The organism is Halopseudomonas sabulinigri, from assembly GCF_900105255.1.
In the GTDB taxonomy this organism is placed as follows: Bacteria; Pseudomonadota; Gammaproteobacteria; order Pseudomonadales; family Pseudomonadaceae; genus Halopseudomonas; species Halopseudomonas sabulinigri.
Genome location: NZ_LT629763.1, coordinates 525,346 through 544,761 on the forward strand (window position 1 = coordinate 525,346; position 19,416 = coordinate 544,761).

Here is a 19,416-nt window from a genome sequence, read left to right on the forward strand (position 1 = left end):
TCCTGCCTAGGCTTCCAGTGCCGGGTAGTTGAGTTGTAGCCAGTAGTGTCCAAGATCGCGGGTGACTTGAACAAACTCCTCGAAGTCGACCGGCTTGCGTACGTAGCTGTTGGCGCCACATCCATAGGCGTTATGAAGATCGCTTTGCTCCAGCGACGACGTGAGCACCACAACCGGTATCAGACGTGTGTCGACATGGGCGCGCAGCTGTCGTAGTACCTCAAGGCCCTCTACCTTGGGCAGATTGAGATCCAGCAAGATCAGGGCGGGCTGTTTGGCCGGTTCCACTGCGTCGGCAAACAGCATGTGCAGCGCTTGCTCACCGTCTTCGGCAACGCTGATCTGGTTGGAAATCCGGTTACTTTTCAGTGCGTGCAGCATCAGCGCTACATCGTCGGCGTTGTCTTCGACCAGAAGTATGGATCGGTTTTTCATGGTCTATCCCTTACCAACTTTAGTTTGAGAAAGAATGTCGCGCCCTGTCCAGTGATCGACGTGGCCCAGATGCGGCCATGCAGTTTGGCCATTATTCGTTCGATGGTTGCCAGGCCGACACCGCTGCCGGGAAAATCATTGCCACTGTGCAGCCGTTGAAACGGGACGAAGAGCTTATCAGCGTAGTTCATATCGAAGCCCGCGCCGTTGTCACGGAAGAAAATAACCTCTTCTTCACCCTGGATTTCGGTCCCCACCTGTATCTGGGGATGCTCGGTCTTGCCGGTAAACTTCCAGGCATTGCCAATCAGGTTCTGGACCGTGACCTGCAGCAGCGCCAGGTCGCCTTCCACCCGTATCCCTTGCTGAATCTGTACCTCGATCTCGCGCTCGGGCTGCAGCTCCCTGAGGTTTTGCACGGCGCTCTCTGCCAGGCTGCTCAGGTTGACCTCGGCTGACAGCACATCAGCGCGGGAGACGCGTGCGAGCAGCAGCAGATCATCGATCAGCTTGCTCATTTTTTGCGCTGCCTTGCGGATCCGGTTGAAGTAGTCCGCCTCCTGCTCATCCAGTTTGTCGGAGAGGCTGGTGGATAGAATCTGGCTGAAGCCATCAATGGCGCGCAACGGCGCTCGCAGGTCGTGGGAGACCGAGTAGCTGAAAGCCTCCAGCTCGCGGTTTACTACCTGCAGTTCGTTATTCTGTGCGGTCAGGCCATTGTTCAGGTGTTTGATCTTGTCTTCGGTCTCACGGCGTTCGGTCACGTCGCGTATGGCGCAGAACACCAGTGTCTCCGATGGCGTGCGAATAGGGCTCAGACTCACCTCGACGGGAAGTTCGCTGCCGTCCTTGCGCTTGGCTTGCAACCGCAAGCCCGAGCCCATAAGGCGTGGTCGTGGGGCGCTGACATAGCCCTGGCGGTGCTGAATATGGCCCTTGCGCAGTTCCTCTGGCAGCAGAACTTCAACCTTCTGGCCGAGCAGCTCAAGCTGCGTATACTCAAACAATCGAATGGCCTGCTCGTTCAGCAGTACGATGGTGCCATCGGTATCGGTGATAATGATGGCGTCAGGTGCCGCCTCGATCATGGCGCGAAATTTGGCTTCGCTGTCCTGCAGACTGGATTCGGTGTGCCAACGTTGCGCGAGCGAGCGGGCCAGCAAGTAGGCCAGGCCCGCCGACAGCAGCACAATCAGCGCGCCGGCCTGCAATAGCCCTGTTTTCAGCGGGCTTATGAGTGCATCCAGTTGCTCTGCGGAAAGGCGACACACCACATGCAGACGCCCCAGTGCCTGTTCAAAATCGGGGCTCTCGCTGGGCATCAGGTCAATCGAGGCAAAGCTATAGTGCGCGTCGTGATAAGTCAGCTCGCCCAGTTGTGTGGGCTGGATGAGTTGGCTCCACAGCGTGATATTTTGTTTGGCCAGACTTTGAGCCTCGAGCCCTGACAGCATGAAACCCCATTCCTGCTCGGGTGTCGGGCCCTTGAGCCAGTAGCCATTCTGGTTGACCAGCCAGAGTTGCCCGGTACGGGGTGAATCCAGCGCCGCCATGGCCTCAAGCAGGGCAGCGCCGCGGTAATTCATTACCAACAGGCCGGCGGTCTCGCCCCGTTCGTTGGCGACCGGCGTAGCGACCCGGATGGTCGGGTTCAGGGGGCGCTCTATCTCGCCGTGTTCAACATTCAGGTCGAAGGGGGAGAAGTACAGCTGGCCGGGCCCCAGGCGCAGGCCCGCCTGCACATAGTAGCGCTGGGCCTTGTTCTGCAGTTGCTGTGCCGGATTGATGACGACTCGGTCGTTTTGCCGCTCGACGCGAACCTGCTCAAGCCCTTGTGGGTCCAGCAGGCGCAGCTGATCGTATTGCGGGTTGAACTGCATGAAGGAGACCAGCGCGTGGGTGTTGTCTGCCAGCTCAGGGAGGGGGTGCGTCGGCGACGGTGCCAGTCGCGCTAGTGTTGCCAGATAGAGCGCATCGCTACGGATGCCACCGATGCTGTTTTCGAGCAGCTGCACGGCATTTTGAATCTGCGCACGTTGCTCGGTATGCGCAACGATGGTCCTTGCTTCAATATTGCTGCGAATCAGCAGCGCTATGGCCAGCAGTGCAATGATGACCAGAGGAATCCAGATCACCAGAAAGTAATAACCCACGCTTTGACGCGGTTTTATCTTTGTAGGCATGTGCTCATCCTTGGAGCCAACGCAGGTGTATGCGCCTTTTGCCAGTATAGAAGCTGCCCCTGATTCTGCTTGCAGCCCTCACGCCTATTTGTGCTTAACGTGTCACCTCTGAAAGATAAAGCCGACCGTTATTAATCGCCGCCCGGACATGCCAACGCGGGTGAGCACTTGGTGTAGACTGCGGCTGTCAAGCGGAGGTATCGCCGATACCGAGGGCAAAGGGTGTGACATGCTTTTGAGTCTTGTATTGCTGCTGGCACTCTTGCTTAACGCCTGGGTGTTGCTCGCCCTGTGGTTTCATCGCCCGCATCGGGTGCAGTTGCGCTATGTGCCCATCGCACTTTGGCTGCTGCTGTGGATCACCTCGGTCGTTTGCCTGTGGCGCGGCAATTACCTGCAGGCCGTGCTCTGGCTGGCTGCCGGCCTGACGCCAGTGCTGCTGTGGTGGCGGGGCCTGTTGCCAACGGGGCAGGGCGACTGGGCAGACGATGTAGCCTATACCACGACTGGCGCCCTTGACGGCGATACCCTCAGCCTACAGCGCGTACGTGAGTTTCGCTGGCTTAGCTGCAGCGAGTATGAGCAGGTCTGGAGCAGCCGCGAGTATCAATTGTCCGAGCTGCAGAGCGTGGACATGATCACCTCATTCTGGGGATTGCGGCCAATTGCCCATGTGCTGGTGTCCTTCGGCTTTGGCGACGACCGTTATCTCACCTTTTCGGTTGAAATACGCCGCAAGCGCTGCGAGGAGTTTTCGGTGCTGGGTGGGTTTTTCAAACATTTCGAATTGAATATCGTAGCCAGTGACGAGCGCGATATGGTGCGCGTGCGTACCAATTGCCGTGACGAAGATGCCTATCTTTATCGCACGCGGATTTCCCCGGAGCATGGCCGCGAACTCTTGCTGGGCTATGTTGCGGCGGCCAATACGCTGGCCGTTGAGCCGCGCTTCTACCACACGCTGAAAGCCAACTGCACCACCATCGTCTACGCCTTTGCCAAGCGCACCTACCCTGGGTTGCCGCTGGATTACCGGCTGTTGCTCAGTGGCTACCTCGATGAGTATGTGTTTGCCCGTGGCGGACTGCAGCAAGGTTATTCCCTGGCGGAGTTGCGTCAGCGTGGCTGTATTACCGAGCGGGCACGTGCGGCAGGCGACGCCGCGGACTTTTCTCGCCGTATTCGTGAGGGCGTGCCCGGCTGCAACGGCACGGCAAGCCCGACAATCTAAAAGGAGTCAGCATGAACAGCTTCAAGCGCCTGGTGTGTGTGACCGCCCTGATGATGCCGCTGGTTGGACAGGCACAGCAGGCTCCGGAAGTGTCCGACAACGTGGCTGATATCGTCGCCGATGCCAGCATGGCGCCGGATGTACGCATCAAACGCAGTATGGCCCTGCTGCAGGAACGCTCCCGGGTGCTGCGCGAACAGGGCGACAGCGTGGCAGCCGATCAACTACAGCGCTGTATTACCTATCTGTTGCAGGCCCCGCCGGAGGCCGAAGCGGCTGAACTCGCCGCCCAGTCTGCCGAGGCTGCGGCTGCAGGTGATAACGAAGCGGCGCTGGTGTTCGCCGAAAGTGCGGCGACCCTGGCCGGTGCACTTTCGGCGCCACATGAAGAGCCGGTGCTGGAGTAACCCAGGGAATATCGCGCCAGCCTGTACTGGTGTTTCAACTTTTGGAAGGACAATGATGAAAGTCGGCTTATTGCAGTGTGATGATGTGCGTGAAGACTTGCGGGCAGTACACGGAAACTATCTCGAGATGTTTGAACGGCCGCTGCGGGCGCGTTTGCCGGACATGGACTATCGGGTTTACCGCGCGCACGACGGCGAGTTGCCTTCGAGCGTGGATAGCTGTGACGTCTACCTGACCACCGGCAGCAAGTTTGGAGTCTACGACGGATTGCCCTGGATTGACGCGTTGCAAACTTTTGTACTGCAACTCTGGACCGCCGGAAAGCCGCTTGTGGGTATCTGCTTTGGTCATCAATTGATGGCCAGAACGCTGGGCGGCCAGGTGCTCAAATCGCTAAAGGGCTGGGGTGTGGGCATGTCTTTCAACGACGTACTGGTACACAAGCAATGGATGAAACCGGCGACCAGTGCGCTCGACCTGATTGTCAGCCATCAGGACCAGGTGGTGCAGTTACCGCCGCAAGCCGAAGTCTTGGCCAGCAGCGACTTCTGCCCCTATTACCTGCTGCAGTACGGCGAGCATTTTCTCAGCGTGCAGGGCCATCCCGAGTTCTGCAAGGCCTATTCAGCCGACCTGATGACCGCGCGCGAAGCCAGCATACCGCCCACGCGGCTGCGCGCCGGGCGCGCTTCGCTGGCCGCCGAGGTGGATGATCAGGTGATGCTCGACTGGATCGTTAGCTTTCTGCAGTACGCCCGTTAACGCCGGTTTTTTGCCGCTGACTCGGCAGGCGCGTATCCTGAGGATGTGCGGCGCGATGCGGCCGCTATTTGGTCAAGTGGAGAAAGGCGCATGATTGTTCTGTCCAACGAGGTTCAACTGGGAGACTGGGAGGTGGATATTTCCGCCGTCCGCTCTCAGGGTGCGGGCGGCCAGAACGTCAACAAGGTGGCCAGCGCCATCCATCTGCGCTTTGACATTCAACGTTCCAGTCTGCCGCCGTTCTACAAGGAGCGGTTGTTGCGCCTGTCTGATCAGCGCATCACCAAGGACGGCGTGATTATCATCAAGGCGCAGCAGTTCCGTACTCAGGAGATGAACCGTGACGACGCGATCGAGCGTCTGCGTGAGCTGATTCTCAGCGCGATAGTGGTGCAAAAGAAGCGCCGGCCGACACGCCCGACCCGTGGTTCTCAGGTAAGGCGAGTGGACAGCAAGGTAAAGCGGGGGCAGGCCAAGCAGTTGCGTGGGAGGGTAGACATTTAGCGCTGTTAGAAGGTTTTCCAGCTTGCTGTAAGGTTGTCGGTAGGCAACCTGGCTTGAAATGCAGCACCACCCTGGCATCAGACGCGGCCCAGACTCAATCTCGGTAGTGCTTCAATCTTCCTCTTCTGCATCCCGCAAGCGTTCCTGCCGAGCGGCTTCCTCCTCCAGCACCGCCCGAATCTCTGCTACTACGCTGTCTACGTCAGCTTCTCCCTCGGGATCAGCAAAATGCCCGGTAAGCTCCGTTTCCGGTGTGAGCTTGCCTTCTTCGTACAAAGACCACATCTCGGCAGCATAACGACTGTCGAGCAGGTCGGGAGCGTACTGACCGTAATACTCGGTCATGTTGCGCACATCGCGGTCCAGCATCTTGCGCGCGTTGTTGTTGGCGGCGGCGTCCACGGCCTGCGGCAGGTCGATGATGACCGGGCCGTAGGCGTCCACCAGTACATTGAATTCGGAGAGATCGCCGTGTACCAGGCCGGCGCAAAGCATCAGTTTGACGTACTCCATGACCACGGCATGGTCCTCACGTGCCTGTTCGGCCGACATGGAGACATCATTAAGGCGGGGGGCGACATCACCGTCATCATCGGTGACCAGTTCCATCAGCAGTACGCCGTCGAAGCAGCCATAGGGCGTAGGCACGCGGGCACCGATGGCAGCGAGGCGATAGAGCGCGTCTACTTCGGCATTCTGCCAAGCCGACTCCTGTTGGTCGCGACCGAATTTGGAGCCCTTTTCCATTGCGCGGGCGCGGCGTGAATTGCGCACCTTGCGGCCTTCCTGATAGAGCACGGCCTGTTTGAAACTGCGCTTGGCGGCTTCCTTGTAGACCTTGGCGCAGCGAATCTCATCCCCGCAGCGAACAACGAAGACGGCGGCTTCCTTGCCGCTCATCAGGGGACGTATGACCTCGTCGATGAGGCCGTCTTCTACCAGTGGTTGCAAACGCTTGGGGATCTTCATAGCGCCCTTATACCCTAAATGGATAGAGGGTGTTAAGTGGCGCTGTAAATGTTGCCCTTAGTTCCTTGAATTAACTCATAAAGCGCGCTGTTTTCCAGCTTAAATCGGAGCATTCGCGAGCGTGCGGTTGGCGCTGCCGGGCAGGCTGACGAGCGTTTTGCTGCGGCTATCGTCCACCACATAGTCGCTGGACTTCACGGTGCTGACAAAGCGCCAGTCGGCGCGTGCCTCGTCTGCGGTGAAGGTCACCAGCAGGTAGCCTCGCTGGCTGGCATTGAGGTACTCCAGGTCATCCACCAGCGTGGTGATCGCCTGTTCGGCGCTGGGGATGGCTGCGGCGGGCAGGCCGAGGTAGCTTTCCAGTCCGGGCGAGGTGACGCCGGCAGTAGCAAACTCGACACCCACCGGCTCACCCGCCAGGGTGCTGAGGTTGTTGGCCCAGGCGTTATGGGTATCGCCGGCGAGTACCACCAGGTTTTTGTCCAGGCTGCGGGCCAGGCCGAAGATCACTTCGCGTTCGTAGGCATAACCATCCCAGGCATCCAGGTTATAGGGGATCACGGTATTGACGCGGGCAATCTCCGCCGGCGTCAGGCTCGGGTCGCCGGCCTGAACGCGCAGCTTGAGGGTAACCAGCTCGGTGAGTGAGCTTGCCAGATCGGCGCCGGCTGGGTTGCTCAGCGCCGTCAGCATCTCTGCCGGCAACAGCATACGGCCCATCAGTACCTGTTGGCCCAACACCTGCCAGGTAGCGGTGGATACCGCTATCTGGCTTTGCAGCCAGTTCATCTGCGCCTGGCCAAGCAGGGTGCGACTTGGTGCGCTGACATCGGCGGTGAACGCCGCAGCGTCAAATCCGGTAGGGGTGTAGTAATTGGCGTAGTTGAGCTGCTCGTCACGGCCGATGATGCGAGTGTCGAGCATGTGCAGGCTGACCAGGTCGCCGAAATCGAAGCTGCGGTAGATGGTCAGCTCATCGTCCTCGCTGGCGGGGCGCACTGGCAGCCATTCGAAGTAGGCTTGCAGCGCGGCCAGCTTGCGCTGGGTAAAGTCACCTTCGCCTTCGTTATGGTTTTCGGCGCCGTCTTTCCAGGTATCGTTCGCTACCTCGTGGTCATCCCACACGGCGATAAAGGGGGCGGCGGCGTGCAGCGCCTGCAGGTCGGCATCGCCGCGGTACAGCGCGTAGCGCTTACGGTAATCCTCGAGACTGAACAGTTCGCCGTTGTTGTCTTGCGGCAGACTGCGGCCCAGCGCGGCGGCGTCTTCAGTGGCGTAGCCGCCGGTGCCATATTCGTAAATGTAATCGCCCAGGTGCAGCACGGCGTCGAGATCCGATTCCTGTGCGGCCTGCGAATAGGCATGGAAGTAACCGGCCGGGAAGTTGGAGCACGAGAGCACGGCGAAGCGCACTTGCTCAATTCCGGTGGCGGGCAGGGTTTTCATTTTTCCAGCCGCCGAGACCTGATCTGCTGCCTTGAATCGATAGAAGTAGCTTTGGCCGGGCGTGAGGTTCTGTACATCAACCTTGAGCGTGTAATCGCGCGCCTCGCCGGTGCTGGCGGTACCGCTGTGCAACAGGTCGGTAAAGGCTGCATCGCTGGCGACTTCCCAGCTTACTTCAACATCGGCGGTTGAGCTGTCCTTGGGCGTGACACGCGTCCAGATCATGATCCGGTCCGCCAGCGGATCGCCACTGGCAATGCCGTGCTCAAATGCCAGCTGGCGCGCTGGTGTAGCGTCTGATGAAGATGAGCTGCTGCTCAGGCAGCCCTGCAGGCCAGTGGATACCACCACACCGCCCAATGCCAACGCCGATGCACGAAGAAAATCCCGCCGAGTAAAACCAGCCATGCTGTTGCTCCCTTTGCTGAACTCAGATTGAGGTAAATGCGGGGGAATAATGGCAAGGCTGTGTGACAGGTTGAGGAAGGCGGCTCAGCGGGGGTTAATCAGGCTCAATAAACCACTCTTCAATGGCCTGGCGGGTGAGTTCTTGCCGCTCGTCTGGCCGCGGCGTCCAGTTGCGCCAGCATCGGGTGGCGTGGGTAAGAAACTCGAACAGCGGCAGGTGCTGCCGCAGCACGCGCTGCTTGCGGTGGCTGATCACCGGGTTGAAGTAACCGAAATAGTCGAACATCTGGCGTGGGTTCTTGCGCACCCAGAGCCAGGAACCCATCTCCAGCGTGAACGGCAGGAACAGGTTGTCGGGGTGCTGTTCCAGCCCGCTATCGTACAGGTGATCCCAGAGGTCGCCGTGGGTGGTGTAATTGATCGACTGGGGTTCGATGATGTACGGGTGGTGGTTGGGATAGGTCTGCTCGAACAGCCGCTTGAGGCGCAACACCTCGGCTATATGAGCGATGGGCTTGTGACTGCGTGCGTAGCTGCACCAGAGCCGATCACGCCGACCGAAGCCGCTGTGGCAATCCACGCTGATGGCAAAGGGCGAGCGCTGCATGCGCTCCTGAACGACTTTCACCACCGCCGCCGATTCGGGTTCCATGGGTGAGCCCAACTTGCCGCGATACCAGGGCAGGCGCTTGCTGATGCGGTGACCGCTGACCAGCCAGGGCACCGGCCCCATGGCATCCACCGGTGCGTTGCGCATCAGGTCTACGCCATTGAGGTTGCTGCGTCTGTGATGCCAGATACCGCCGGGGTTGATCATCGGCATAAATAGTAGCCGCACGCGCTCGAGCTGCTCGCGTAGCTGATCATCCCAGTCAAGACGGTGCACCAGGCTGTGCAGCCAGGAAATCAGCACCTGGGTGCCGATACGTTCAACGCCGTGCACACCACCAAAGAAACCGATAACCGGGGCATTGGGTGAACGGCTGCCCAGCTCAATAACCCGCACGGGTATGCTCAACTCGCCGATGGGAACGTGCAGCGGTGTGGTCACTCGAATGTGGCGTGCGGCCTGGTGCAGCAGGCGTTCCAGCTGGGTATGTTCGGGGAGGTGGCGTTGGATCTGGTGGAGCGCGTCGGTCATGATTGGCCCGGGCAAGGTGTGTTTTTACCCTAGCGGGAATGTATGACAGTTGGATGATGGTTGTGTTGCTTGCTGAGCTAATGGATGGGGAACGCATTCAAATACATGGGTGACATGTGTTGAGCTGTATTTATTGCTGTTTACAGCGTATCTATTTGTTTTATCTGGTTATTGTGCTCTGGTGTTGTACGCCTTTCGCCTTGCCGGCGAGTCACTTTTCTTTGCTTGGCCATCGAGCCGTAACCAAAAGAAAGGTCGCGACCAGCTTGGGCCCCACCAAGCTGGCCTTCGGCTTCTCTGCGTTACTCGGTGCCGAGCGGCGCCGCGAAAACTCGCTTCGCTCAGACAACTCGCGACGCTTTATCGCTCGGCCCCTGCGTTACTCGACAGCTTGGATGGGGATAAACGGCCGGAGAAAGGCGTGATTTTCAGGTCTCGTGATTTGGTCTAAGTTTGAAAACCCCAAATCAGCCGTTTGCAAGGACTAGAATATCCCATCTGAGCGGGCGAGTAGCGCAGAACTGACGGGAAAAAGGCGCTTGCGATGTCTGAGCGAAGCGAGTTTGCAAGCGTCCCCGGCAGGTCGAGCAACGCAGCGAACCCGAAGGGCCGCGCAGCTGGGTGCCCGGGGGGATTGCTAAGGGGGGTCGGGCAAACGGTCCCCCTTGGCTCGCCTAGAGGCGAAAACGGTAGTGAGCTAAACCCCGCAGCTCGAAGCTTGGGAAAAAATGCCAAACCACCACATCCTAGCCGTAGGGTGGGTGGCCAGAGCCACCCACCATGGCGAACAATCCTGCGGCGTTGTCCGCCTTACAAAACCGTTAGCACGGCTAACTCAATCCACCAAAGCCCCATTGATGATCGCCCGCAACTCCTGCCGCACCGCATAGGTAGAAGATGGAATCAGCTGCGTCATAAAGATCATCAGCACATCCTCGACCGGGTCGATAAAGAAGTTGGTACTGGCCATGCCTCCCCAACCGTATTCCCCCACCGAACCGTTAGTCTGCGACTTGGCCACATCGGTCTTGACCGAAAAGCCCAGGCCAAAGCCGGTGCCGTCATAGGGCGTTTCGCTGAAGGAGCCGATGGCCACGCCGGGCAGGTCCTGATTGCCCGGCAGGTGGTTCATGCGCATGAACTCCAGCGTTTTGCGGCCGATGATGCGAGCACCGTCCAGCTCGCCGCCGTTGGCCAGTGCCTGGGCGAAGCGGTAGTAGTCATCAATACAGGAAACCAGGCCGCCACCGCCGGACAAATAGCCGTGGGCTTTGGCAAAGGCCGAGTTCTGCGGGTCGTCCTGCAGGCTGAAGGTGTCGCCGGGTTGATATTGATAGCAGGCGGCGAAGCGATGAAGCTTGTCCTGTGGCACGGTGAAGAAGGTATCCGGCATGCCCAGTGGCTGGAAGATATGTTTGGCGAAGTACTCATCCAGGCTCAGGCCGGAGAGTACCTGGACCAGGTAGCCGCACACATCGGTGGCGACCGAGTAGCCCCAGGCGGTGCCTGGAGAAAACTCCAGCGGCAGGCGCGACAGTTCGTCGATCAACCTGTCCAGAGTATGACCAGGGCCGCCATCGAGTTTCAGGCTGCGGTAGGCAGCGTCGACGTTGGTTCGGTTCATAAAGCCGTAGGTCAGGCCCGATTGGTGGGTCAGCAAGTCGCGGATGCTCATTGGGCGTTCGGGCGCGGTGGTCAGCATCTGCGGGTGGCTGCCGGTCTTGTAGACGCGCAGGTCTTTCCAGGCGGGGATGTATTTGTGCACCGGCTCATCAAGCAGAAAGCGACCCTGTTCGTACAACTGCATCAGCGCAATCGAGGTGATGGGCTTGGTCATGGAGTAAATGCGGAACAGGGTGTCGCGCTCCACGGCCAGCCCGCGCTCCACGTCGCGCAGGCCCTGCGCCTTCAGCCAGGTGATTTCGCCGCGACGGGCGACCAGCGTCAAAGTGCCGGGCAGCTTGCCGGGTTCAAGGTAGGCGCGTTGCAGGTGGTCGCCAATGCGATCCAGACGGGTAACGTCCATTCCGGCGATGCAGGTGCTCTGTTCCATGGGAAATTCCGGTTATTGATCAATGACTTGATAGTAGCCTGTCTGCGTTGCCAACAGAAACCCCCGAGAGCCGCGAATGACGCATCATGCAGCGCTCTGATGCGGCTAGAAAAATAGTTGTTTATGGCCGCTGAAATCCGTTGTTAAGCGCCCTGAATTCGGTGTAAAAAGCCGCACCGAAGCAAAATGAGGGTTGCGATGAAATGAGCGAACAATCGCCCTGTCTGAATTGCGGTGCCTGTTGCGCCACTTTCAGGGTTTCTTTTTATTGGGGCGAGACAGACAGCGCGCCCGGCGGTGACGTACCCACCCAGCTTACCGAACAGATTTCCCCTTATCGCGCCTGCATGCAAGGTACCAACCAGCCCAAGCCGCGCTGTGTTGCGCTATTGGGCACCGTGGGTGAGGGCACGCGTTGCAGTATTTATGAAAAGCGTTCCAGCCCGTGCCGTGACTTTCCCTATCACGGTGAAAATGGCGTAGACAGCCCGGGTTGCCAGCAGGCGAGGGCGGCGCACGGGTTACCGCCGCTCCCGGATAGCCCACTTCGCCCCCGGCTGGTGCCGATCATCGCCGCCTGAGCGGGGTCACGCAGCAGCTGCCTCGGCCGGCTGGCCGGCGCTGGCGACCACTGAGTGCACCAGGTACAGCTTGCGCATGCTGTCCACCGTCAGCACGAAGGGATAGATATCCTGCTGGCCCATGCTGCGGGCCAGTACGTTGAGCACACTGCTCAGCTGCACCCAACGGTTAACAAAGGCAAGAAAGCGCTGACGGTCATCCTCGCCGTGTTCCAGTGCGGCCAGCTGGCTGCTGTCGAACGGGTCGGTTTGCAGTGTCAGGGTGTCGAGCTGCAGGCCGAAGTCCAGTGCGGCATTCAGGGTATCGGTCATGTGCAGATAGTGCGCCCAGGTCTCGGCCCAGTCTTCCCAGGGGTGGGTGGCGGCGTAGCTGCTGATGAAGTGATCTTTCCAGTTGGCTGGCGGGCCATCGTTGTAATGGCGCTTGAGGGCTTCCTGATAGTCCTGCCGATCATCGCCAAACAGGGCGCGGCAGGGTTCCAGCCAATGGGTGTCGCGTACCAGTCGATCCCAGTAGTAATGGCCGCTCTCGTGACGAAAATGGCCCAGCATGGTGCGGTAGGGCTCATGCATATTGACGCGCATGCGCTCCCGGTGGGCAGGGTCGGCTTCATCAATGTTCAGCGTGATCATGCCGTTCATGTGGCCGGTCATGACCGGGTCTTCGCCAGGTTGCTGGCGCAGAAAGTCGAAGCCTAGGCCCTGCTCCGGATCAACACTGCGAGGAATGACCGGCAACCCCAGCATTAATAACTGGGCGACCAGACGGCGTTTGGCGACCTCGGTTTCGTGCCAGAGGCGGGCGTTTTCGTCCAGGCTCAGGTCCGGGATGGTCTCGTTCAGCGCGCAGGCAAGGCAAAAGGGTGAGCTGGTGTCGCCGGTTACCAGCCAGTTGCAGGCAGCCGGCGCCGTCAAGTTCTGACAGCGGCGATAATGGCGCCTGGGCTGCTCGGTATCGGCCTGTAGATGCCAGCAACCCTCTTCACTGGCGGCTTCCAGGCTGAACAAGCTGCCTTTCAATGGGTGGTAACCCAGCTCTGCCCCGCAGCGCAGACACTGGGTGTTGTTGAAGAACACCGCCTGGCCACACTGACAGCGCTGTACCTGACCGGTTGCCTGGTAGTCGAACAGCTGCTGGCCTTCGGTCGCACGGACCAACTGATCAAAATAACTCATCTGTCTCTACCTGTAGCATGCGCCGGCGCGCTGACGCGCCCTTGGCTTAAGATTGCGATTGCGACTGAGTCTGCGCGCTTTCTTCCGGTTGCGCAAAGTAGGTCTGGCGAATGGCGTCATGCAGCTCGTCGAAGTCGACCTGAATCTCGTCGACAAAGGCGTGCAGGCGATCCGGCTCGGCGGCGAGCACCGCAATTTCTGCTTTGGCCAGATCCTGCCGGCAGGTTTCTACTTCGCTCAATGCGGCTTCATGCCGAGGCAATGTCAGCAACGCATTGGCCAGGCGCTCCAGCGCACAGGCCACGCTGCGCGGGAACAGCTGATCCTGCAGCAGAAACTGCAGCACGTCCGGCCCGCGGATGCGCAAACGCACATGCTGGCGGTACATCTGATAGCCGCTGAGCGACTTGAGCACACTCATCCACTGCAAGGTCTCGAACGGCGTGAGATCCTCAGGTGTGCGCGGCAACAGGTTGGCCGAGCGCACATCAAGTACGCGGGTGGTCATGTCGGCCCGTTCCAGTTGACGACCGAGCATCAGGAAGGAGCGCACCTGCGTGTAGCTTAGGGTGCTTTCAATCAGCCCGTTGACTGTTTGACAGCTGCGGATCACTCGGCCAAGGAAGGCGTCGCGCCGGCGCGGGGTAATGCCCGAGCCCACCTGTTCCTTGACGTTCAGATACATCTGGTTGACCTCTTCCCAGATCTCGCGGGGGATCACATCGCGGGTGGTACGCAGGTTCTCGCGGGCAGCGCTCAGCGAACTGAGAATGGAGCCGGGATATCGCCGGTCACCGCACATGAAGGTCAGCACGCTGGCTTCATCGCGAGTGGGGTAATGCTCGTCAAACAGTTCGTCGTTGCCGGTGATGGCGATGATTTCCGACCACCCCAGTTCAGTGGTGCGTGGCAAGTCGAGCAACAGGTGGCTGTTGACGCTCAGTAGGCGCGCGGTATCTTCGGCGCGTTCGAGGTAGCGGGCCAGCCAGTACACATTTTCGGCTACACGTGAAAGCATGATTCAGTTCCCCGCCATGTCTACGATCCAGGTGTCTTTACTACCGCCGCCCTGTGACGAATTGACGACAAGTGAGCCCTTGGTCAGTGCCACCCGGGTTAGCCCGCCGGTGGTGACCCAGTTGCTCTCGCCGGACAGGATAAAGGGCCGCAGATCCACGTGGCGAGGTTCCATTTCCTTGCCGCAAAGGGTGGGAGAGGTCGATAGGCTGAGCGTTGGCTGGGCCATGTAGTTGCGCGGGTCGGCCTTGATCAGTTCGGCAAACTTGGCGCGCTCCTTGTTGCTGGCGTGCGGGCCGATCAACATGCCGTAACCGCCGGACTCATTTGCCGGTTTGACCACCAGTTTGTCGAGGTTATCGAGGACGTACTTACGGTCTTCTTCGAACATGCACAGGTAGCTGGGCACGTTGGGCAATAGCGGCTGCTCACCCAGATAGTACTCGATGATCTTCGGCACAAAGGCGTAGACCACCTTGTCATCCGCCACGCCGGCACCCGGCGCGTTCGCCAGCGCGACGTTGCCCTTGCGCCAGGCCCGCATCAGCCCGCGAACGCCGAGCATGGAGTCGGGATTGAATACCTCGGGATCAATGAACATATCGTCCACGCGGCGGTAGATAACGTCTACCCGTTTCAGACCATCGATCAGACGCATGTACACGCAGTCATCATCGCCCACTACCAGGTCCGGACCTTCTACCAGTTGCACGCCCATCTGCGCGGCCAGGTAGGAGTGCTCGTAATAGGCTGAGTTGTAGATGCCGGGAGTAAGAATGACGATGTTCGGGTCGTCGCCTGGCCGTGGCGATAGCGAGGCCAGCATGTCGTATAGCTGAGAGGTGTAGTCATCAACAGGTTGAATGCGGCCGCTGGCGAACAGGTCCGGCAATACCCGTTTGGTAACGTTGCGGTTCTCCAGCATGTAGGAGACGCCGGAGGGAACCCGCAGGTTGTCCTCAAGAACATAGAGGGTACCGTCGTTGTCACGCACCAGGTCTGAGCCGCAGATATGCGCCCAGACGTTATGCGGGGTAGAAATGCCGACACACTGCGGACGAAAGTTGACCGACTGGGCAAGCACTTCAGCAGGGAATATACCGTCCTTGACGATCTTCTGGTCGTGGTAGAGATCATCGATGAACATGTTCAGCGCCTGCACGCGCTGCTTCAGGCCGGCGTCGGTCTTCTGCCATTCACTGAGGGGGATGATGCGCGGCACTATGTCGAACGGCCAGGCGCGGTCGATCATGTTGCCTTCGGTATAAACGGTAAAGGTGATGCCCATCAGCTGGATGGCCACCTCGGCCGCAGTCTTGTGCTCGGCCAGTTCGCGCGCATCGAGGTTGGCGAGGTACTGGCACAGCAGGTTGGCTTCCTGCCTCGGCTGTCCTGGTGCCTTGATGAGTTCGTCGTAAAAGCCCTTGGATAGGTAATTTTCCCAGTTTACTTTGCTCATTCAGCTACTCTGTCCGCTAGGGGGAGGGATGGCAGATCTGCTGCAATTGCCATACCAGATAACACCGGGTGAATGTTTGGCTCACCTCGTCTGACGGTGGCCAGGTTGTGGTGATGAGTTACTGCTGTACTGGCTAGTGTCACATTAGCGTGTTAAGAAATCAGGTGCGTAATAGGCTTGTATCATCCAAGGTGTTGGCATAGCCATTGCTTTGCTCTGGTAACGCATCTGCCGACCATATAACCGGGATCATCCAGCATGACTATCCGTGTAGCACTCAGGCACTCCACGCACTACGACTTTGATCGTCCGGTCACTGTCGCACCTCATCAAATCCGCCTCAAGCCGGCGCCGCACTGCCGCACGCCAATTGATGCCTACAGCCTCAAGGTTAGCGGAGGCGAGTACTTTATCAATTGGCAGCAGGATCCTTTTGGCAATCATATTGCTCGACTGGTGTTTCCGGAGAAGATGGAAAAGCTGCACATAGACGTGGAAGTGGTCGCGCCGATGACGGTGATCAACCCCTTCGACTTCTTTGTCGAGGAGTACGCGGAAACCTTCCCCTTCGAGTACAGCAAAGAGCTGAAGCGGGAGCTGGCTCCCTATCTGGATGCAGAAAAGCCGGGGCCTCTGCTGCACAAGTGGCTTGAGGGCGTTACCAGTAAAGAGATGACTGTGAGCGACTTTCTGGTCGAGATAAACCAGCGGTTGTCGCAGGATATTGCTTATCTCATTCGTATGGAGCCGGGTGTTCAGGCGGCGGAAGAGACGCTGGCGCTCAAACGCGGCTCTTGCCGCGATTCGGCCTGGTTGCTGGTGCAGATTTTGCGCAATCTGGGTCTTGCCGCACGCTTTGTATCGGGTTACCTGATCCAGCTGACGGCGGATGTAAAAGCGCTGGACGGCCCCTCGGGTACGGATGTCGACTTTACCGACCTGCACGCCTGGACCGAGGTATTTCTGCCGGGCGCAGGCTGGGTCGGGCTTGACCCTACCTCGGGGCTGTTTGCCGGCGAAGGGCATTTGCCTCTGGCCGCTACGCCTGAGCCCAGCAGCGCCGCGCCCATTACCGGGGCAACCGGCAAGTGCGAAGTTACCTTTGATTTTCATATGAGCGTCACCAGGGTGCACGAAGACCCGCGCGTGACCCTGCCGTACAGTGACGAGCAGTGGCAGGAAATCAATGCGCTCGGCGCCATCGTGGATGCGCGTTTGGACGAGCAGGATGTGCGTTTGACCATGGGTGGCGAGCCCACCTTCGTCTCGATTGACGATATGGATGCACCAGAATGGACCATCGCTGCGCAGGGGCCGACCAAAAGGGGGCTTTCCGAAGCGCTATTACGGCGCCTGCGCCCGCATTATGCACCGCACTCGCTGATCCATTATCAGCAAGGCAAGTGGTATCCGGGTGAACCACTACCGCGCTGGGCGCTGGCCTGCTATTGGCGCCGTGACGGTAAGCCGATGTGGCAGGACGATCAGTGGCTGGCCGACATGGAGAAAGATTACGGTTACGGCGATGCCGAGGCGCAGCTGTTTGCCGAGACCCTGGTCAAGCGGCTGGGCCTGTCTGCGCAGTACCTGATCCCGTGCTATGAAGATGCCTATTACTACCTGTGGATCGAGCAAACACTGCCGGCGGACGTCGATCTGACCAAAGCCGATCTCAAGGACGATGAAACTCGCCGTCGTCTGGCGCGTCTGCTGGAGCGTGGCCTGGATGAGATTACCGGTTTCGCGCTGCCATTGGCGGCCGGCAAGGCGAAGAATGTCTGGCAGACCGGCGAATGGCCGCTGCGCCGCGAGCATCTTTATCTGATACCGGGCGATTCGCCCATGGGCTTGCGGCTGCCGCTATCGGCATTACCGGAGAAGAAGCGTGAGGAGCCACAGGCTGCCTCGCTGTTTGAGCCGGCCACGGAGCTGACCGACATCCATGGTGAGGTCGCGCGATTATACAGCGCCTCCCAGCAGCCAAACGCCGGCGCCGGGCAAGGCAGCCATCACATGGCTGCCGGTCAGGAATGGCAGGAACAGATTCCGACGCTGCAGGAGGAGGGCATCATCGGTACCGCGCTGTGCATCGAGCCGCGCGACGGCAAGCTGTTTATCTTTATGCCGCCGCTGACCCAGCTCGAGAGCTATCTGTCGCTGTTGGCCAGCCTGGAGCAGACGGCTGCCGAGCTGAAGATGCCACTGTGCATTGAGGGTTATGCGCCACCGTCGGATACGCGTATCGAAAAATTCATGATCACGCCGGACCCGGGGGTGATCGAAGTCAACGTGATGCCGGCGGGCAACTGGCCGGAGCTGGTGAAAAACACCGAAATTCTGTACGAAGAAGCGCGGCTCACGCGCCTGGGCACCGAGAAATTCATGCTCGATGGCCGGCACACCGGCACCGGCGGGGGCAACCACGTGACCCTGGGTGGCCGCACGCCGTCGGAGTCGCCGTTCCTGCGCCGCCCGGACCTGCTGGCCAGCATGCTGACCTTCTGGCAACACCATCCGAGCCTTTCCTACCTGTTCTCCGGCATGTTCCTGGGCCCGACCAGCCAGGCGCCGCGGATTGACGAGGCACGGCACGAGGCGCTCTACGAACTGGAAATTGCCCTGGCGCAAATGCCCAAGGGTGAAGTGCCGCAGCCCTGGCTGGTGGATCGGCTGGTGCGTAACCTGCTGACCGACATTACCGGCAATACCCACCGCGCCGAGTTCTGCGTCGATAAGATGTACTCGCCAGACAGTGCCACCGGACGTTTGGGCTTACTGGAGCTGCGCGGGTTTGAAATGCCGCCGCATGCGCGCATGAGCCTCATGCAGCAGTTGCTGATCCGCGCGCTGGTCGCGCGCTTCTACGCCGAGCCATACCGCCAGCCGTTGGCGCGCTGGGGAACCGCACTGCATGATAAGTGGATGATGCCGCACTATATCTGGCGCGATCTCTGCGATGTGCTGGCAGATCTGCGTGCGCATGGTTTTGCCTTCAAGGATGAATGGTTTGCGCCTTTCCTGGAGTTCCGCTTCCCGCACGCGGGCGAGGTGCAGTATGGCGATGTACGAATCGAGTTGCGTCAGGCGATAGAGCCCTGGCACGTGCTGGGCGAGGAGGTGAGCGGCGGCGGTACTGCTCGCTACGTTGATTCGTCTGTCGAGCGTATGGAAGTCAAGGTAAGGGATTTCAACGCCGCGCGGTACACCCTGACCTGCAACGGTTACAAGGTGCCGCTGCAACCCACGGGTGTCAGCGGCGAAGCCGTTGCGGCGGTGCGTTTCAGAGCCTGGCAGCCACCCTCGGCGCTGCACCCGATGATCACCATTCAAGCGCCGCTGGTGTTTGATCTGGTGGATAATTGGAATCAGCGCTCGGTTGGCGGTTGTACCTATCACGTAGTGCATCCCGGTGGGCGTGGTTACGAAACCTTCCCGGTCAACGCGAACGAAGCCGAGGCGCGGCGCATGACTCGTTTCTGGGATTATGGCCATACGCAAGGCTCGATGGCCGATGTGCGCCAGGCCGCGGGACAGGAATATCCGCATACCCTGGATTTGCGGCGTGCCGCAGTAGCCAGCCGTGGTTTATAATGGCTGACTAAACCCCATAGTGCCGGGCCGCTGAAGTCGGCGGCCTTCAGGA

General features: G+C 59.6%; 15 protein-coding genes. 6 read left to right on the top strand and 9 right to left on the bottom strand.

Annotated elements, in window-relative coordinates; translation table 11 throughout:
- Positions 1–6: 6 nt before the first annotated feature.
- Both BLU26_RS02300 and BLU26_RS02305 read right to left on the bottom strand, forming a co-directional pair.
- Positions 7–435, bottom strand: coding sequence for a response regulator (locus BLU26_RS02300; protein WP_092283469.1), 429 nt, complete (start codon positions 433–435; stop codon positions 7–9).
- Positions 432–2,618 carry a sensor histidine kinase gene (locus tag BLU26_RS02305; protein WP_092283471.1) on the bottom strand — a complete coding sequence of 729 codons (2,187 nt, stop codon included), beginning with the start codon at positions 2,616–2,618 and terminating at the stop codon, positions 432–434. Before BLU26_RS02305 ends, BLU26_RS02300 begins: the two co-directional genes overlap by 4 nt.
- Before the next feature lie 229 nt (positions 2,619–2,847).
- Here BLU26_RS02305 and BLU26_RS02310 point away from each other — a divergent pair, with 229 nt between their 5' ends.
- The 4 genes from BLU26_RS02310 to arfB all read left to right on the top strand — a co-directional run bounded on the left by BLU26_RS02310 (position 2,848) and on the right by arfB (position 5,523).
- Positions 2,848–3,849 (top strand): Lnb N-terminal periplasmic domain-containing protein, encoded by a 1,002-nt coding sequence (locus tag BLU26_RS02310; protein ID WP_092283473.1) that lies wholly within the window; start codon positions 2,848–2,850, stop codon positions 3,847–3,849.
- A gap of 11 nt (positions 3,850–3,860) precedes the next feature.
- Positions 3,861–4,256: a hypothetical protein gene (locus tag BLU26_RS02315; protein WP_092283475.1), complete on the top strand. Its 396-nt coding sequence runs from the start codon at positions 3,861–3,863 to the stop codon at positions 4,254–4,256.
- 52 nt (positions 4,257–4,308) lie between these two features.
- Complete coding sequence (locus BLU26_RS02320) at positions 4,309–5,019, top strand: glutamine amidotransferase-related protein (protein WP_197674522.1); 711 nt, start codon at positions 4,309–4,311, stop codon at positions 5,017–5,019.
- Between the two features lie 90 nt (positions 5,020–5,109).
- Complete coding sequence (gene arfB, locus BLU26_RS02325) at positions 5,110–5,523, top strand: alternative ribosome rescue aminoacyl-tRNA hydrolase ArfB (RefSeq protein ID WP_092283479.1); 414 nt, start codon at positions 5,110–5,112, stop codon at positions 5,521–5,523.
- A 111-nt stretch (positions 5,524–5,634) separates the two neighbouring features.
- Here arfB and BLU26_RS02330 read toward each other — a convergent pair whose 3' ends face one another.
- From BLU26_RS02330 to BLU26_RS02345, 4 genes are all read right to left on the bottom strand, one after another.
- Positions 5,635–6,492: a PA4780 family RIO1-like protein kinase gene (locus BLU26_RS02330; RefSeq protein WP_092283481.1), complete on the bottom strand. Its 858-nt coding sequence runs from the start codon at positions 6,490–6,492 to the stop codon at positions 5,635–5,637.
- A gap of 99 nt (positions 6,493–6,591) precedes the next feature.
- Positions 6,592–8,346: an alkaline phosphatase D family protein gene (locus BLU26_RS02335; RefSeq protein ID WP_092283483.1), complete on the bottom strand. Its 1,755-nt coding sequence runs from the start codon at positions 8,344–8,346 to the stop codon at positions 6,592–6,594.
- Positions 8,347–8,440: 94 nt separating this feature from the next.
- On the bottom strand, positions 8,441–9,487 hold the full coding sequence (locus BLU26_RS02340) for a DUF2817 domain-containing protein (RefSeq protein WP_092283485.1): 1,047 nt from the start codon (positions 9,485–9,487) through the stop codon (positions 8,441–8,443).
- Between the two features lie 835 nt (positions 9,488–10,322).
- On the bottom strand, positions 10,323–11,540 hold the full coding sequence (locus tag BLU26_RS02345) for a serine hydrolase domain-containing protein (RefSeq protein ID WP_092283487.1): 1,218 nt from the start codon (positions 11,538–11,540) through the stop codon (positions 10,323–10,325).
- Between the two features lie 203 nt (positions 11,541–11,743).
- On the opposite strand from BLU26_RS02345, the gene BLU26_RS02350 reads away from it, so the two are divergent.
- Positions 11,744–12,121: a YkgJ family cysteine cluster protein gene (locus BLU26_RS02350; protein WP_092283489.1), complete on the top strand. Its 378-nt coding sequence runs from the start codon at positions 11,744–11,746 to the stop codon at positions 12,119–12,121.
- Between the two features lie 6 nt (positions 12,122–12,127).
- On the opposite strand, the gene BLU26_RS02355 is transcribed toward BLU26_RS02350, so the two are convergent.
- From BLU26_RS02355 to BLU26_RS02365, 3 genes are read right to left on the bottom strand one after another with little or no spacing between them, the layout of a single operon-like run.
- Complete coding sequence (locus BLU26_RS02355) at positions 12,128–13,297, bottom strand: zinc-binding metallopeptidase family protein (protein WP_092283491.1); 1,170 nt, start codon at positions 13,295–13,297, stop codon at positions 12,128–12,130.
- A gap of 46 nt (positions 13,298–13,343) precedes the next feature.
- Positions 13,344–14,315 carry an alpha-E domain-containing protein gene (locus BLU26_RS02360; protein WP_092283493.1) on the bottom strand — a complete coding sequence of 324 codons (972 nt, stop codon included), beginning with the start codon at positions 14,313–14,315 and terminating at the stop codon, positions 13,344–13,346.
- Positions 14,316–14,318: 3 nt separating this feature from the next.
- The gene (locus BLU26_RS02365; RefSeq protein WP_092283495.1) at positions 14,319–15,773 is read right to left on the bottom strand and encodes a circularly permuted type 2 ATP-grasp protein; all 1,455 of its coding nucleotides are present in this window, start codon (positions 15,771–15,773) and stop codon (positions 14,319–14,321) included.
- A 258-nt stretch (positions 15,774–16,031) separates the two neighbouring features.
- Between BLU26_RS02365 and BLU26_RS02370 the strand changes: the two genes are divergently transcribed.
- Complete coding sequence (locus BLU26_RS02370; protein WP_092283497.1) at positions 16,032–19,364, top strand: transglutaminase family protein; 3,333 nt, start codon at positions 16,032–16,034, stop codon at positions 19,362–19,364.
- Positions 19,365–19,416: the final 52 nt, after the last annotated feature.